Origin of the sequence: Paenibacillus sp. FSL P4-0184 (genome assembly GCF_038004625.1) — a bacterium.
Taxonomy (GTDB): Bacteria; Bacillota; Bacilli; order Paenibacillales; family Paenibacillaceae; genus Paenibacillus_AQ.
In genome coordinates this window covers 3483033-3500023 of sequence record NZ_JBBORN010000001.1, presented here as the reverse complement: position 1 = coordinate 3500023, position 16991 = coordinate 3483033, and the positions used below count along the sequence as shown (strand labels likewise).

11 protein-coding genes and 1 other annotated feature are annotated in these 16991 nt (G+C 45.9%); of the genes, 1 reads left to right on the top strand and 10 read right to left on the bottom strand.

Translation table 11 applies throughout. The annotated features are described in order from the left end of the window. Positions 1–90: 90 nt before the first annotated feature. Positions 91–1326 (bottom strand): SPOR domain-containing protein, encoded by a 1236-nt coding sequence (locus tag MKY52_RS15215; RefSeq protein WP_341052138.1) that lies wholly within the window; start codon positions 1324–1326, stop codon positions 91–93. 216 nt (positions 1327–1542) lie between these two features. Between MKY52_RS15215 and MKY52_RS15210 the strand changes: the two genes are divergently transcribed. Next, positions 1543–2529, top strand: a complete 987-nt coding sequence (locus MKY52_RS15210; RefSeq protein WP_076286493.1) for a diaminopimelate dehydrogenase — start codon at positions 1543–1545, stop codon at positions 2527–2529. A gap of 91 nt (positions 2530–2620) precedes the next feature. On the opposite strand, the gene MKY52_RS15205 is transcribed toward MKY52_RS15210, so the two are convergent. From MKY52_RS15205 to hemL, 9 genes are all read right to left on the bottom strand, one after another. Continuing rightward, entirely contained in the window at positions 2621–3805 is a 1185-nt protein-coding gene (locus MKY52_RS15205) for a glycosyltransferase (RefSeq protein ID WP_341052135.1), read from the bottom strand. A gap of 337 nt (positions 3806–4142) precedes the next feature. Then, a complete protein-coding gene (locus tag MKY52_RS15200) occupies positions 4143–5300 on the bottom strand; it encodes a GGDEF domain-containing protein (RefSeq protein WP_076300736.1) in 1158 nt (385 codons plus the stop codon). 36 nt (positions 5301–5336) lie between these two features. Then, positions 5337–6503: a GGDEF domain-containing protein gene (locus MKY52_RS15195; RefSeq protein WP_341052133.1), complete on the bottom strand. Its 1167-nt coding sequence runs from the start codon at positions 6501–6503 to the stop codon at positions 5337–5339. Positions 6504–6784: 281 nt separating this feature from the next. Further along, positions 6785–8164, bottom strand: a complete 1380-nt coding sequence (gene murC, locus MKY52_RS15190) for a UDP-N-acetylmuramate--L-alanine ligase (RefSeq protein ID WP_042191191.1) — start codon at positions 8162–8164, stop codon at positions 6785–6787. Positions 8165–8170: 6 nt separating this feature from the next. Further along, positions 8171–9547, bottom strand: a complete 1377-nt coding sequence (locus tag MKY52_RS15185) for a bifunctional folylpolyglutamate synthase/dihydrofolate synthase (protein WP_341052132.1) — start codon at positions 9545–9547, stop codon at positions 8171–8173. 5 nt (positions 9548–9552) lie between these two features. Further along, the gene (locus MKY52_RS15180) at positions 9553–12189 is read right to left on the bottom strand and encodes a valine--tRNA ligase (protein ID WP_076286506.1); all 2637 of its coding nucleotides are present in this window, start codon (positions 12187–12189) and stop codon (positions 9553–9555) included. Positions 12190–12344: 155 nt separating this feature from the next. Next, positions 12345–12628, bottom strand: a binding site (T-box leader). 341 nt (positions 12629–12969) lie between these two features. Then, positions 12970–14340, bottom strand: a complete 1371-nt coding sequence (locus MKY52_RS15175; protein ID WP_341052131.1) for a LysM peptidoglycan-binding domain-containing protein — start codon at positions 14338–14340, stop codon at positions 12970–12972. A 361-nt stretch (positions 14341–14701) separates the two neighbouring features. Next, complete coding sequence (locus MKY52_RS15170) at positions 14702–15637, bottom strand: RluA family pseudouridine synthase (RefSeq protein ID WP_341052130.1); 936 nt, start codon at positions 15635–15637, stop codon at positions 14702–14704. After that, entirely contained in the window at positions 15634–16935 is a 1302-nt protein-coding gene (gene hemL / locus MKY52_RS15165) for a glutamate-1-semialdehyde 2,1-aminomutase (RefSeq protein WP_341052129.1), read from the bottom strand. The genes MKY52_RS15170 and hemL overlap by 4 nt, the downstream gene beginning before the upstream one ends. Positions 16936–16991: the final 56 nt, after the last annotated feature.

Sequence of the window (16991 nt, the reverse complement as noted above, 5' to 3'; positions counted from 1 at the left end):
AGATATATAGGGATAATTTCCTCTTTCGCGCCAAAACAGCAAGCCCCCACATCTGGAGGCTTGCTGTCTTTAAAGTCAACAATTTATCAGTTAATTCATTGCAGTTAGTAGCTGTTTCTGGCTAGTCAAAAAGCTCAGCATCGATTCTTGCACTTCCCAAAGTAGGCCCTGAGCCTTGTTCTTGTTATATTCACTCCAGGCTGATATCCCTTGGCTCATTGATTTCTCTAACGCTGCGCAAATGCTTTTGGCTTCAGGAGATACGCCTTGTTCCAGCACTTTTACTGCTTCACTCCATTGCAGGTGGAGATCACTCATAGCGGGGGTATTTGCTGTCGTACTAGTTTGACCAGCGCTTAGTAAAGAAGCAGATTGACTACTTAGTTCACTGAGCAGCTGCCCACTCACGGAGAAATAGTTCTTCACTTCCTCTGCATTACCGGTATAGGCAAGCTGTTCTGCCTCGGGAAGCGCCACCTCTCTCACATACAGTTCAATACCCTGATTCTTTAGTCCGCTGCTTAGTAGCTTGGCCTGTTCACGGTCGGATGACATTCCAGCATACACACGATTGCCGTCAGCAGGGTCCATACCCGCAGCCAATCCTGCGGTTAACAACTCCTGGCGAGCCTCTTCAGCGCCTGCAGGTGTACTGAATACTCCGTACTGCAGCAGATAATAGCTTTGCGCAGCTACTTGAACTGGGATGGTGTTCTTCCCTGCATTTTCAGTACCCGTCACTGGTAATCCTGATGTACCTACACCTGCCGGATCTTTAGCTCCACTGGACTGCACTGAAGTAGCCGCCATGTCTGCTGTCCCATTTCCAGAGCTACTGTCCATATTCCCTCCGTAAAAGAAAGAAAGTGCAGCATAACCAAGCAGTACCCCTGTGCCGATGGCTCCCGTAACAGAAAGAGCTAATTTCCACCAATACGAAGGACGTCGAGTATGATAAGAGCCTCCGTAACTGCCAGAGGATACATTCTCTAATTTATCTCTGCTATCCGAAACCATATCTGACAGAAGATACGATTGCTGTGTATATCTAAAATCCTTATCCTGTTCGTCCCATTCTTCCTGACGTGGATCTACAGTACCCGAGTAATAGTCATAGGAATCTTCCGGTGGTGCCTCATGCGTGGAACGAAAATCAGGCTCATAAAGCCATGTTTGCTGTGCTGGACCTACCTCTTGACGCAGTCCCTCAGCGTACTCTTCAGCTGTGCCCAATCCGCCATTTGACCAGCGCTCCACCACTTTAGGCTTTGGTTTAGGCTCGTCCTTGTTCACGTCAAATCGGAATGTCATTCTTCCGTTATTCAACAGTTACACCTCACCTCATCTAATCTATAAGTAAATATATGATAGACAATAGAGAGATATGCTATTTTTAAGCCATAGGAATTATGAAAGATTATGCAGATTCAGTTTACATTACATGTACCTTTTATATACTATATAAAAAGAGCTAAAAGTGTACACTATACTAGGTAAGCTAGAAATGATGCTTTAGTTCACTACTGATTAGGAGGGCTTCTTCTGAAACAAAAAATTCAAGCAGCTATTGTAGGCTACGGAAATTTAGGAAAAGGTGTACGTAAGGCTATCAACCAAAGTGAAGATATCGAGCTAGTTGCGATCTTTACGCGCAGAGAACCTGGACAACTGGAAGCCGGAGAAGCCGGTGTGAAGTTCGAACACATCTCTGCCGTCGAACAATATAAGGGTAAAGTGGATGTTATGATTCTATGCGGAGGATCGGCTACCGATCTGCCAGAACAAACACCAGCCATTGCCCGGATGTTTAATACCGTGGACAGCTTTGATACTCATGCCAAAATCCCCGAGTTCTACGAGACCGTTGACGCCGCAGCTAAACAAGGTGGAACACTCAGCGTAATTTCTACTGGTTGGGATCCAGGCTTATTCTCAATGAATCGTCTGCTAGCTGAAGCTATTCTTCCACAAGGTAAAGAATACACCTTCTGGGGCAAAGGCGTTAGCCAAGGCCACTCCGATGCGATCCGCAGAGTAGATGGAGTTAAAGCTGGTGTACAATATACCGTTCCAGTACAAGAGGTTATTGAGGCCATTCGCGCTGGTGAAACACCAGAGCTTACCACTCGCCAAAAACACCTTAGAGAGTGTTTTGTAGTGGCTGAGGCAGGGGCAGATCAAGAACGCATTCGTGCAGAAATCGTGAATATGCCGAACTATTTTGCAGATTATGATACTACGGTTACTTTCATCACTGAAGAAGAATTGGCAGCTCAGCATAGCGGAATTCCGCACGGCGGGTTTGTTATTCGCAGTGGTGTAACAGGGGAAGGTACGAAGCAGATTGTTGAATTCGGCCTGAAGCTGGAGAGCAACCCAGAATTTACAGCTAGTGTTCTCGTGGCCTATGCCAGAGCCGCTCAGCGTATGAGTCAAGAAGGACAGAGTGGAGCGCGTACAGTATTCGATATTCCACTTGGAATGTTGTCTCCGAAATCTCCAGAAGAATTGCGCCGCAACCTGCTGTAAAATCATACAAGAATGAAATAACCCGCGTAGGACCTTAAAACGTCCTCGCGGGTTTTTTATATACTGCAGGCAGTGCCCTTTTCGGTACCTTTTACACAAGACTAAGAATCTTATTCTTCACATAATTCACTTCGTAATCCTTCAACAATGTGCGATGCGCCCGATCAGCAATAATCGTTGCCATCTCAGGATTCTTTAACAACGTTATTACACTAGCAACAACATCAACTGAGGTATTAGCAAGCAAAATATTACGGTTATGCTCACAGTTCAATCGCTCGCATACTATAGAACTTGTAACCACCGGCGTTTTGAGTGCCCATGATTCCAGAATGTTTCTGGAGACTTCACAACCTTCAAGAATAGGCACAAGAACCGCTTTAGCACGACGTATATAATCAGCAGACGGTTTCAAAGGTCCAGTGATAATAACTGATACATCATCCTTTACAAGCGACAATACATCCGTATGAACCTCATGACTGGTGATGTAACACTTGATATCAGGCACTTGTTCTTTAATCAAAGGGTAGCTTTTCTTAAAGAAGTTTTGGGCAGCCTTAATCCCCTGTCTGGTGTTCATATTCCAGTGCAGAACCATTGAATTTTCTTTTGCAACAGGCTCAGTAAAAGCGTCGTATTCATTCATTTTTATGAAATGAGGAACAACATGAACTTTACGGGCATCCGCAAAGGATAGAGATTTGAATGAAAGGGCATCCCATTCCGAGGTTGCCAAGAGTACACCCGTTTTATTCATTAGTCTCCGCTTATTCCGCCGAACCAAAGCCTCATTTAGTTTATAATAAGGATTACTGCTGCTCGGCTTCCCAATTTCTTTTCCAACGGCAAGCCCGCTCTCAAAACGATACGTATCTGTAATAACACTGGCCTCAGGAAGCAGATTACGAACCATATCAATGCAATTTCCCAGCAAGCTATGCGATATAAATACATGTCTGTAATTATTCGATCTACAAAGTTCCATGATGGTACTCTTCATGTCTTTCTCCGCATGACTCCGATTAGTGAAATTCCGTAATATATGTAAGGGACGCAGCATAGATCTCCACGAGGTAATGCACCCGTTAATGTAATGAACCGTTAGTGCAGTTCCATCATTTGTAGACATATCCTTGTGCGTACTGGCATACGTCAGCAAATCAATATCAAATTTCCCTAGCAAAATCTCGAGAATACTCCCTGTTCTCATTTCTCCTTCTAGATCCTCTGCGCTTTGATTATGTGCTGAAAGGAACAGCATTCTTTCTCGCATGACTCTGGCTCCTTGAATTTTTTATATAAATTCTCTCTACTTATCACTGCAACTTTAGATGCAGTTCAATAGTAACTCATTTCACATAAAATTTTTGTCGATTTATAGGGAAACCTTTAAAATTTTTATATATTTTCATGCTTTATTCGAAAATCATTGCGATAAACCTATATATATCGCTATTTTTTTGAAGAATGAAGCAAAAAAAACATTTTTCCAGCAATACACGAACATGAATTTTCTATTTCAAAATTTTATACTCGTTAGGTATTCTGAACCATTCCTTATGCAACAAAAAAAAGTGTCTTCCTCGTCTAATGACGAAAGAAAGACACTTTTATATTTCGTAGCTTCTAACGACGCAGTTCCTGCCCTTTTTCTTAGCCTGATATAATGCGTTATCACAAAGTTTGTAGAGATTGTTCAGAGAAAAACGCTCGCCTGATTCTATCGTAATGACCCCAATACTTATCGTGTAGTGCAGCGGTACGCCATGAATCATTGAACCTATAACAGCTGTGCGCATTCCTTCAGCAATGACATCACTACTCTTCTCATCGGCTCTGTGCAGGAGCACTGCGAACTCTTCTCCCCCAAATCTTCCGATCAGATCACCATGGCCAAGCTGTTGCTCTATTTTAGACGCCAAATCAGTTAGTACTTGGTCACCTGTATTATGGCCGTAATTATCATTTATGCTCTTAAAGTGATCGACATCCAGCAGTAAAAAAGAATAGGGCAGTTTCTTCATCGCTGAAGCAGCTATTAAAGGCCGAGCACGCAGAACGAACGACCTGCGATTCAAAATACCGGTCAACTCATCATAAGTTGCTACCCGCTCCATTTCTGCAAAGGAATCCTCTCTATAAAGCAGCATAATTCCCGCGGTTCCTAGAAACATATACAAATAAATCCCGAGATAAAAAAACAAATAAAGAAATTGTGCAACTTGTGTATTGATTCCTAATACGGAATACAGCGGTTCCAAGGCTCTACCCGCCAACGACAAGATGACAAGACAATATAGCAGTCCCATTATTATTTGTAGCGAAGTCTCCATGACCTTCAGACATAGTATATAAGCAGGATAGGCTATAATCAGAACTCCACCCAGACAAGCGACTGGAATAACGAGAGGATCCTTTGGCATCAACAAATACATAAGCACCACAACGAGAATGGATACTCCGAATAATATAGAATAATATCTCTCCACCTTGCTCCCGAATACTCTGAGAAGCATTAGAAGCGCCAAGCTTTCGAGCGTGCCTCCAGCCAGAGCAAGAAGTGCTATGATCGGTAGACTAAGCGGTGTATCTATAAAATCCTTCAGTAATAAGAGGATCAAGGCTGCTAGTTGCAAATATTTTGCTGTGATAAACAATGAAGAAGTCTGTTCCTGCGCATAACGCAAACGATACACCACGATAAGCAGCACCGTGAACGATTGCCACAAAAAGAGACACACCAGCAGTGTCTGGAGATCCAGATGCATATAAGTGAAGTTCACCTCCCCTAGTATTCCTGACTCTCAGTATACATATCGGTATCTGATGACTCTATTTCTTCCCTCTTGTTTGGCCTGATATAATGCCTTGTCGCTTAGCTTGTACAACTTATTTATCGAGATCTCCTGATCTGGCATGATCGTAATTACACCTATACTAACTGTGTACCCCTGTTGAACCTTATTAGTGGAATTATTCATTATCGTCTCACGAAGCGCTTCAGCTTTCTGATCGCAGCTTTGCTCATCTACCCCACAGAGTATGACTGCGAATTCCTCGCCCCCCAGTCTGCCAAACAAATCGCCATTTCCGAGATTATCTTTAATCGTCGATGCGAACTCTTCCAGCACAATGTCACCGGTATCATGACCATAAGTATCGTTGACCTGTTTAAAATAATCCAAATCCAATAGCAAAAATGAGAAGTACTCCTGCGCTCGAACTGCCTTTTCAAGCTTTATCTCCGCTTCCTGAAGAAATGCCCCACGGTTTAGAATCCCAGTCAAATCATCATAACTAGCTATTCTTTTTAGTTTGACGAAGGAATGCTCATTTGAGAGTAGAATAAAACCGGCAGCCCCCACAATAAATAATAAATACATCCCCAGATAATACAAATACTGCGTAAGATTGGTGGAGAACACATTCATCTCGGGCTCCCAAATCAGTGCAACAAGTGCCCGCATCAGCATAATCGCTGCAAATACATAAAATAATACACCTAATATTTTTTGAAGAGGTGTAGCCTTTTTATTCACAGTTAGATGATAAGCCGGATAAACTACAAACAGTATAGACCAAAGTGAAGTACAGGCGATACGCAAGTTGGTTTGATTAAAAAATAATGCGATAATACTAAAACTGATTGCACTCAATATCGAAAGAATGATGTAATATCGCTTTATTCTTGGCCCCAGTACTCCCATCATCAGCAGTAACGCTGTAATTTCGAGACAGCACCCTCCAAGCATCAGAGCATTGCTAAGCGGAATGGACAACGCATGAGGGAGATAATCCCATAATAAAATCGAAAACCAAAAGAGTAGCTGCACTTCCTTTGATCGGATGAACAAGGTGGAGGCTGTATCTTTAACAGCGGTACTTCGATAATTGGTTATAAGCAGCAATATAAATAAATTTCCGAAAATAAACAAATAAATCAGTGTTCTAATTTCAAGCAGGGAGCTCATACGTCACCACCTATGCGAAAATATCCCCACAAAGTGCGGCTTTGCTTCGATAACGTATTCAGGTACTTTGTGGGGACCCCAAATATACGTTGAAAAATCGATCCTCTTCTGACAGCACTATAGCACTTTATAACTATATCAGTAAATACGTTAACAATACCAAAAAACACTTCCCTCTAAACTCCCTTCAGATAAACACAAGGATTATCTGAAGGAAATTTTGGGGAAGTGCTATTGAATAGAGAATATAAATATCCTCGAATTGACCTCAATTTGCAAACTTAATGCTTCTTCTTCAAACCGTCTGCCAGTGCGTATCCGACCTTCCAGATATCGCCTGCGCCCATCGTAATCACCAGATCACCTGGAGCAATACGAGGTGTCAGATCAGCTAGCACATCTTCTTTGGTTGGCAGATGTCTCGCGCCCGCATTACTGTTCTTAACGATAAGCTCAACCAGCTTCGCAGAAGTAACACCTTCGATTTGTTTCTCTCCAGCCGGAGAGTAAATATCAGTGATGATGACTTCGTCAGCTTCGCTAAAGGCACGGCTGAAAGCATCTAACAGGAAGAAAGTACGTGTATAGCGCTGAGGCTGGAATACCGCAATAATCCGTTTCCCTGTTGCCTTAGCAGCACTGATCGTTGCCTGAATCTCTGTAGGATGATGCGCATAATCATCAATGACCAGAATGTCATTGACTTCTCCGAGCACTTGAAAACGGCGCTTCGCACCATGGAATTTCACAATCGCTTCAGCGATTTTCTCGAAAGAAATCCCTGATTTCAAACAAGCGATTACCGCTGCCATTGAATTATAAAGATTGTACTGCCCGGGAACGGAGAGTTCAATCCGTCCAAGCACTTCTCCATTATGATTCATCGTGTACGATACTTGACGATCGCCTAAAACGATATCAGTGGCAATATAATCCGCAGTGTTCGACTTGATGCCATAAGTAATCACCTTACCTGTTACTTCAGGTAAAAGAGAAATCACATTCTCGTCGTCAGCGCATACTATAGCAGTTCCATCTTCGCGCGTTTGGTTCATGAACTGCACGTATGCAGCCTTAAGACGGTTAAAGTCTCCGTCGTAATTTTCCAAGTGATCCGCTTCAACATTCGTAACGATCCCAAGCCAAGGGTGATAGTGCAGGAAAGAGCCATCACTCTCATCCGCTTCCGCTACTACAAACTCACCTTGTCCCGCCTTTGCATTCGTACCTACATTCATAATCTCTCCACCGATAATATACGTTGGATCAACGTCGCACTCTTCCATCACAAGTGCAATCATGGAGGAGGTGGTAGTTTTCCCGTGTGCTCCAGCAACGGCTACCCCTTTACGTTCATTCAATAAACGGGCTAACATTTGCGAACGATGCAGAATTGGAATCTTAAGACGCTCAGCTTCCACCCATTCCACATTATCACTAGACAAAGCCGTAGAGTATACGACTAGATCCGCACCTTTTACTTGTTCTGCTGTATGCCCGATATAAATCTTGGCACCTTTAGCAATCAATTTATCCGTTAATTCTTGGGCAGCCACATCGGAGCCCGTAACTGTATATCCCATTTCTAGCATTACCCGGGCAATCGCGCTCATTCCGTAGCCGCCGATCCCTATAAAATGCACACGTTCAGTAGTATCCAACAGTCGTCACCAGCCTTTTTCAGTATCGGGTTGCTGCAAAAGTGTACCGCGTACGTCAGAGATTAAATACAGCGTACCAGATACGACGGCAAGGTCATCCTCCGCTGTAATCGACTTCAGTAGCTGCAGCGCTTTTCCCCAATTATGTTCTACTATGATTGCCAAGTTTTCCTTGGCATATTTCTCCCGCAGACTTTCTGCGATAACTTGCAGATTCTCCGCGTCCATTTTGTTCTGGAAATCCGGTTCGGTCAGGATGAGCGTATCCACTATAGGCAGTATATGCTTAAAGTAGGATTCATGATGCTTATTTGACAGCATTCCCATAAGTAAATTTAATTTACCGTATTGATAGAGCTGAGGCAGACTTTTTGCAAGACTCTCCGCACCTTCCGGATTATGTGCTCCGTCCAGTACAATCCTTGGAGACTTGCTTACCTCTTCCAGCCTTCCAGCCCAGAATGCGTGGCGCAAACCTTCAAGCACATCTTCATCCTCAAGCATAAAGGCCATATACTGACGCAGAACCTCAAGTACCATCATGGCAGCTGCCGCATTGCTAATCTGGTGCTCGCCTTTCATTACGATCCCAAGTTCAAGCGAACGAAAGGGACCCTTAAAATGAAAAGTCTGCACATCCTCCCGGATTTCAGTAGCCTCATAGCTAAAATCTTCTCCGGCAAGATAAAGAGTAGAGCGGCAAGCCGCTGCTTTCTCTTTCAGAACCGCTACGACTTCCGGCTGAGTTACGCAGCTAACAACAGGTACGCCCGTCTTAATAATTCCGGCTTTCTCCATTGCAATCTTCTCTAACGTATCTCCCAAAATATCCATGTGATCATGACCAACATTAGTAATCACAGAAACAATCGGAGTCACGATGTTCGTTACATCCAGCCTTCCCCCAAGCCCGGTCTCCCATACGACAACATCAGGACAAGAGACGCCCGCAAAAAATAGAATGGCCACAGCTGTAGTTACCTCGAACATCGTAGGTGAGCCAAACTCCGTTTCCGAAATTTCTTGGACTAGTGGACGTAATTGGTTAACCAGTTCGACAAGCGTTTCTTCAGAGATGTCCGTATTATTATATTGGAACCTGTTCGTGAACTTTGTAATATACGGAGATGTAAAGGTGCCTACTGAATAGCCGCTTTGTATAAGTGCACTAGTCAAAAAAGCACAAGTTGAACCTTTGCCGTTCGTACCCGCCACATGAATAAACTTCAGCCGACGGTGCGGATTTCCCAGCTTGTCCATCAACATCTCGATTCTATCTAAACCTGGCCGTATCCCAAAAGGGATTAGGCTCTTGATCCAATCAACCGCTTCGGTGTATGTCGCAAGAGGGGCGGTACTTCCGCCCCGATTTAGGTCATCCATGTCTCTTATCCTCTCAGCTCTGCGATGCGGGCAAGTACTTTCTCACGTTTAGCAGAATAATCTGCCTGCTTCGCCCGTTCCTCTTCGATAACTTTAGCAGGAGCTTTGGCCACGAAGCCTTGATTGCTCAGCTTTTTCTCTACGCGTTCTACTTCGCTGTTCAGCGTCTGTACTTCTTTTTCCAGACGAGCGATTTCTTGTTCAATATCAATGAGTCCCGACAATGGCAGAAGCAGTTCTGCTCCTGTTACTACAGCGGACATTACCTTATCCGGCGTTTCTGGATTCAGGCCAGCTTCGAAGGAAGATGTATTACAGAAGCGTCCAATGTAGTTGTCGTTACGGGTGATAATACTCAGCGTCTCTTCATTACCCGCTTTGATGATCAATTCAACCTTTTTGCTCATCGGTACATTCACTTCAGCCCGGATATTACGAACGGCCCGGATTACATCCATCAGCAGGTTCATTTCCGCTACGGCCTGCGGATTCTCCAGAGCAGCATCATACTCCGGCCATGCAGCCAGCGTAATCGTCTCCCCTTCATGCGGAAGGTGCTGCCAGATTTCTTCCGAAATAAACGGCATAAACGGATGAATCAAGCGCATTGTGCGGTCTAGTACATAGGCAAGTACAGACTGTGTCTTAGCTTTGGCCGCGGCGTCTGATCCGTAAAGTGACAGCTTCGCGAACTCAATATACCAATCACATAGATCGTCCCAAATGAAGTTGTACAGCTGGCGACCGGTCTCACCGAACTCGTACGAGTCAATTAGACGCGTAATCTCACGAGAAGTTTCGTTCAGACGGTGCAAAATCCAGCGATCAGCAGTACTTAGCTCACCCGAAATGTCAATATTCTCAAAGCTTACGCCTTCCAAATTCATCAACGCAAAGCGTGATGCATTCCAGATCTTATTGGCGAAATTACGCGCCTGCTCAACCTTTTCCCAACGGAAGCGTAGATCCTGTCCAGCTGTACTTCCGGTAGAAATCATGTAACGCATTGCATCTGCGCCATACTTCTCGATTACTTCAAGGGGGTCTACGCCATTCCCGAGTGATTTGGACATTTTTTGACCTTCGGAATCCCGTACCAAACCATGCATCAATACATCTGAGAAAGGTTTTTCTCCGGTAAATTCAAGAGCTGAGAAGATCATCCGCGCTACCCAGAAATAAATAATATCGTAGCCTGTTACGAGCACATCGTTCGGATAGTAGCGTTTGAAATCTGCACTGTTCTCATCTGGCCATCCTAGTGTGGCAAAAGGCCACAGATTAGAGCTAAACCAGGTATCCAGTACATCTTCGTCCTGTTTCAAGTCGGTTAGACCACTGATCCGGCGCGCTTCTTCCTCGTCATTTGCCACAACCAATTCACCAGTAGACTCGGAATACCATGCTGGAATACGATGTCCCCACCACAGCTGACGGGAAATACACCAATCACGTACGTTCTCGATCCAGTTCAGGTAAGTTCTCTCGAAACGGTCCGGTACAAAGTTAACCCCGTTCCCATCCTTCTGTGCATTGATGGCAGCTTCAGCGAGTGGCTGCATCTTCACGAACCATTGTGTGGACAAGTACGGCTCAACAACCGCTCCAGAGCGTTCACTGTGGCCAACTTGATGCACATGATCTTCGATATTGATCAGCACACCTTGCTCCTTCAGGTCAGCAGTGATAGCCTTACGACATACACTCCGGTCTTGACCTTGGTAAGGTCCTGCTTCTTCATTCATCGTACCGCTCTCATCCATTACGTTAATCTGCGGTAAGTTGTGACGTTGACCCATCTCGAAGTCATTCGGGTCATGAGCTGGTGTAATTTTAACCGCACCACTACCAAACTCTTTGTCTACATAATCATCAGCGATAATCGGAATCTCACGGCCGATAATCGGCAGGATCAACGTTTTGCCGATCAGATCTTTATAACGATCGTCTTCCGGATGAACAGCAACCGCTGTATCACCCAGCATGGTCTCCGGACGTGTGGTCGCCACTGTGATAAATCCGCTACCGTCTTTGAGCGGGTAACGCAGGTGATACAAGTGACCATTAACTTCTTTATATTCAACCTCGATATCCGACAATGCTGTACGAGCCGCAGGGTCCCAGTTGATAATGCGTTTGCCGCGGTAGATCAAGCCTTTATTATAGAGCTTAACGAATACCTCGCGTACAGCTTTCGACAACCCTTCATCCAGGGTAAACCGTTCGCGGGAATAGTCAAGGGAAAGCCCCATCTTAGCCCACTGCTCATGAATGGTGTTCGCATATTTATCTTTCCACTCCCACACCTGTTCCAGGAACTTCTCACGGCCGAGATCATGTCTAGAAATCCCCTGCTCACGCAGCTTTTGCTCTACCTTTGTCTGCGTTGCGATACCGGCATGGTCCGTACCTGGTAGCCACAACGTGTCGAAGCCTTGCATCCGTTTTGTACGAATCAGGATATCCTGAAGCGTAAAATCAAGCGCATGACCAATGTGCAGCATTCCCGTTACGTTTGGCGGCGGGATTACAATGCTGTATGCTTTTGCATCTGGACGCCCGCCTGCACGGAAATATCCACCCTCTGTCCAGTAGGAATACCACTTGGTTTCTGCCGATTTTGGATCATACGTGGTTGGCATTTCATTCTTAGAATCATTTGCAGCGGCAGCATCTGCCGCTGTATCTTGCAAGTTCGGCAACTCTGCCGCTGTTAGATTGTTTTGGTCAGCCATTCTCTGATACCTCCACTTGGTTACTTGTAGTTGGTTTCTAAAAAACAAAAAGACCCCTCGTCTCAAAGGACGAAAGGCCATTCTTTCGCGGTACCACCTTTGTTTCGCGCCAATGAAAAATAAACCTGCACTTCTCTCACCTTACGGTTCAGAAGCTTAGCGCGACACTCGTACAGATAACGGCTGCTACCGGCCACATCCTAACTTATCTTTCATATCCATGAAGACAAGCTCAGAAGGGCGACTCCGGGGCGACTTCGGTGGCTGTATCCTACGGAATGTCACAGCACTTGCATTCCGCTCTCTGAAGGGCTGACCGCCTACTCTTCCCGTTCCCAGTCTTTACTTAGATATTGCTTACTCCATAATACATTTTGAGTCATCCCTAGTCAACCTGAATAGGCTTCTACAGCGGGACTTTAAGCGGAATTTCGACTTATAGCGTGCATATGTCGAATTTTCATTCGATTCATCACTCTGCGTTGGTTAGATACCCCACATTCTAACGTTCTCCGGTCACACAAGAATAAACGCCTTCGACGTCCTTTTACGGACGGTAAGCGTTTATTTGAGAAATATAAGGATAATGTATAACGTGAAACTTATATATTCTTATATTTGACAAAAATCCCGATCTACTATCAGATCGGGATTCACCTATTCATATGAGTACGCATTGTAATTCAATTACGGAATGTACAACACTTGCCCTTCTTCTACACTCTGCCCAGACAATCGATTATACATTCCCAGCTCCCGCGCACTTAGCTGATACTTCTCTGCGATTGTATCCAGCGTTTCTTCACGCTGCACGATGCAAAGGCGAACCTTACGGAATAGGTTAGCGCCATCTGCTCCAGCAATGAATCTGCTCTTCCACTCCGTATTATTTCCGGCCTCTGGAATGATCGCTGCAGCCGATGCATTTCCTTCAGATAGGAGAGCCTCTTGTTCTTTACGAGAACGACTAGAACTGAGTAATGAAGAGAAGGTGAGATGCTCTTTGACTGGAGCCTCTGCTTCTTTCTTGCTTCCTAGCGCAATCTTAAGATCTTGCTTCTCCTCTGACTGTGGCACAGTCTCTTGAGAAACAAGAACTTCATTCGTATTCTCGTGGATCGGCTGAGCATTCTCTTCTTGTGCATGAAGCTCATTACTGGCCTCGTTTTCCGAAGCGAATACAGCAATATCTTGATCCGCATCAGCATTAGCTGCTGGAACAGCGGTTTCTCTTGAAGCAAAAGTATATTCAGCTTCTTGCTCCTGATCCGCTTGACTCGCCTGGCTAACTTGATTCAGCTGAGTGGCCTCAGCTTCATTCTGTGACTCAGCTTTAAACCAGTAATCCGCTATTCCTGCTTTGGAATCCTCTGTTTGCGAATCCAGACTATGCGTCCGCGCTTTCGCGCCCTTGTCCTTCTCATGAGCGGATGAGAAATTCACTATAGGGGACGAATGACCAGCTCCACTCGAGACCAATGAGGGCTCTGATGCACCTGCATTAGCTTCAGCATGCTCATGTTCTTCTACGGCAACCTCTGATGCATCCTCGCCAAAGGTCCACTGTGAATTTTCATAAAGTGCATCAGTTTCGTGTTCTTGGTTCACTGCAGATGCTTCGATTACCCTGTCATCACTGAGAGGGGAATAGGCAACTGTGTACTCTTCCTGCTGCCAGGCCGGTTGTGGTTGAGGCTCCGCACCACCGATTCCCCGCAGGGATAATACGCCTGTTATATTCACAGTACGCATCGTGAGCAGATCAATATCAAAATTCTCGATCTCCACCCCAATATCTTCAATCGAGCTGACGCGTGTAAGCGGAACAGTGATTTCAACGGGAATGGCGTGCTCCAGACGCTGTGTTCGGTCATCTTCGCTCCGGTAGAGTCCGGTAAGCAACAGCTGACCATATAACTCGGCACGATCCTCCCGCTGAATCACCTGGATTTCCGGAAGTAGTTCAACCTCCTCCAGCTCAGCTATTCCCGGAAGCTCTTCCGATAGGTGAATGCGTTCATAAATATCAAACCGCAAGCCGTGGGACTGATCAAACACGGGATATGTCCTCCTTCTTGGCATAATCTAACCCTGAGACAGGCCCAGAGTATAAGCCCAAAATGTTACTCCCCACATGTATATGCTTCAAACAGAAAGGCATGACAACTTTGGTAGCACTAACCGGACAGGATGCTATTAATTTCATAAATTCAGGGACTATTCGAACCTATCTGCCGGCCAATAGATGAACTACTCCGCATGAACAAAGTATTATATGCTGCTTTTGCTATTAGGACATAGATAGATGCTTCTTTCTGAAAAAACAGAAAATTATATACCCTACGAAAAAATAGATAAAAAAAGAACCGTAATACCAGCATTTGCTGATACCACGATTCTCAGGTTTATAACGTAGCCGTCAAGGCGCTTCAGACAGCAGCTCCCGCAGCTGAAGCATATCCTCCGGCCACGGATCGCTTACTTCCAGTTGTTCACCGCTCCAAGGGTGGCGGAAAGACAGCAGCTCGCCATGGAGCGCATGTCGGCCGGCAGCGCTGGAAGCCCAGACCGGGCCGCCATATAGCGCATCCCCATACAAGGGATGACCCATATGGCTGAGATGGACGCGAATCTGATGCGTCCTTCCGGTCTCCAGCTGCACATGCACCAGGCTCCCGCCATGCAGTGCTTCGCGTCCGATGATTCGAGTCACGGCGGACTGTCCGCCGGGTGAGACTCTTCTCCGCGCCGCATGATGACGATCGCGCCCTATCGGCGCGTCGATCACTTTAAGCGTAGGCGGCACTGTGCCTTCGACGATCGCGGCGTAGAGCCGCGAGATGCTTTTTTCACGCATATTCTCGTCTAGGACAAGCTGTGCGAACTCATTCTTCGCGTACATCACCGGACCTGTTGTATCCTTGTCTAGGCGGTGAATATGCCTTACAGCTGCACTAACACCGGTAGCGACATAATGCGCAGCTACAAGGTGATCCAGCGTTACACCTAAGCCACTGCCATCCGGATGAACCGCCATGCCTGCCGGCTTGTGGGCAACCAAGCAAAAATCATCCTCATACAGCACCTCAAGCTCTTCCCATACCGGTTCAATGCCGGCTTCACGATCCGGAAAAAGTGCCAGTCGCAGTCGATCTCCCTTCCACTGAATGCCCCCCTCACGGCGCAGACGCAGATGAAGCTTCTCAGGCATACCTACAGTTTCCAGCAGCCACTTATCAATTGCAGCTTCAGAATCCTCGGCTCCTGTAATGATTTTGCCGGGTGTTACTTCCAGCCACTCCCCACGTCTAGTCCAAGCTCCACCACCGGTTCGTTCTCCGGCTCCAATACTCAAAGGGCCTTCAGGGCATTATAGTGGCCCTCAATGGTATCATCAATATCCTGCTCACTATGCGCAGCCGACACGAACATGCCTTCAAACTGTGAAGGTGGCACGCTAATGCCTTGGCTCAGCATATGACCAAAATAACGACGGAATAGATCCGTGTTGCTAGTCTTGGCCGTTTCAAAGTTAGTTACTGGTCCTTCCGTGAAGAACGGACAGACCATCGAGCCCACGCGGTTAATTGTCAGTGGAACACCGGTCTCGATTGCATTCTTTTTCAAGCCTGCCTCCAGACGCGCCCCTAATTGTTCCAGACGATCATAAACTTCCGGTGTCAGTAGCTTCAACGTCGTGAGTCCTGCCGCCATCGCTAATGGATTACCACTAAGTGTGCCAGCCTGATAGATCGGTCCCGTAGGAGCGATTTGCTCCATGATTTCTCTTTTGCCGCCATAAGCGCCGACTGGAAGTCCTCCACCGATAACTTTGCCGAAGCAGGTAATATCCGGAGTAATGTTGAACAAGCCTTGAGCACAGCCACGATTGACACGGAAGCCTGTCATTACCTCATCAAAAATAAGCAAAGATCCATTGTCTGAAGTTAACTTGCGAAGTCCTTCCAGAAATCCCGGAAGTGGTGGTACAACACCCATGTTGCCGGCAATCGGCTCCACGATCACTGCGGCAATCTCACTGCCAAAATGTTCGAAAGCAATCTTAGTGGACTCTAAATCATTGTATGGAACTGTAATCGTATTTACTGCCACACCTTCGGGAACACCTGGGCTATCCGGCAAACCTAATGTGGCTACACCGGAACCCGCTTTAATAAGCAGACTATCTGCGTGACCATGATAGGAGCCTTCGAATTTCAAAATTTTACTGCGTCCTGTATAACCACGTGCCAAACGAATCGCACTCATCGTCGCTTCCGTTCCGGAGTTAACCATACGTACGATATCTACAGAGGCTACACGTTCGACAACGGTTTTTGCCATTTCAGTTTCAAGTAAAGTTGGTGCGCCAAAGCTTGTCCCTTTTACTGCCGTCTCCTGCAATGCCTTTACAACCTCAGGATGCGCATGACCCATAATCAGCGGTCCCCATGAGCATACATAGTCAATAAAGCTGTTGCCGTCGATATCATAAATACGCGAGCCGATCCCATGATCCACATAAATCGGAGTCAGACCTACGGATTTGAACGCCCGTACAGGGCTGTTCACCCCACCGGGAATATATTGTTTTGCTTCATCAAAAGCCTTGCGGGACGCTTCCTCTTTACGCGCCATTGGCTCATTACTCATCTATCTTCACTCCTATTCTGTTCTTGGTCACACAGGTATAAGGCAACTGCCTATGC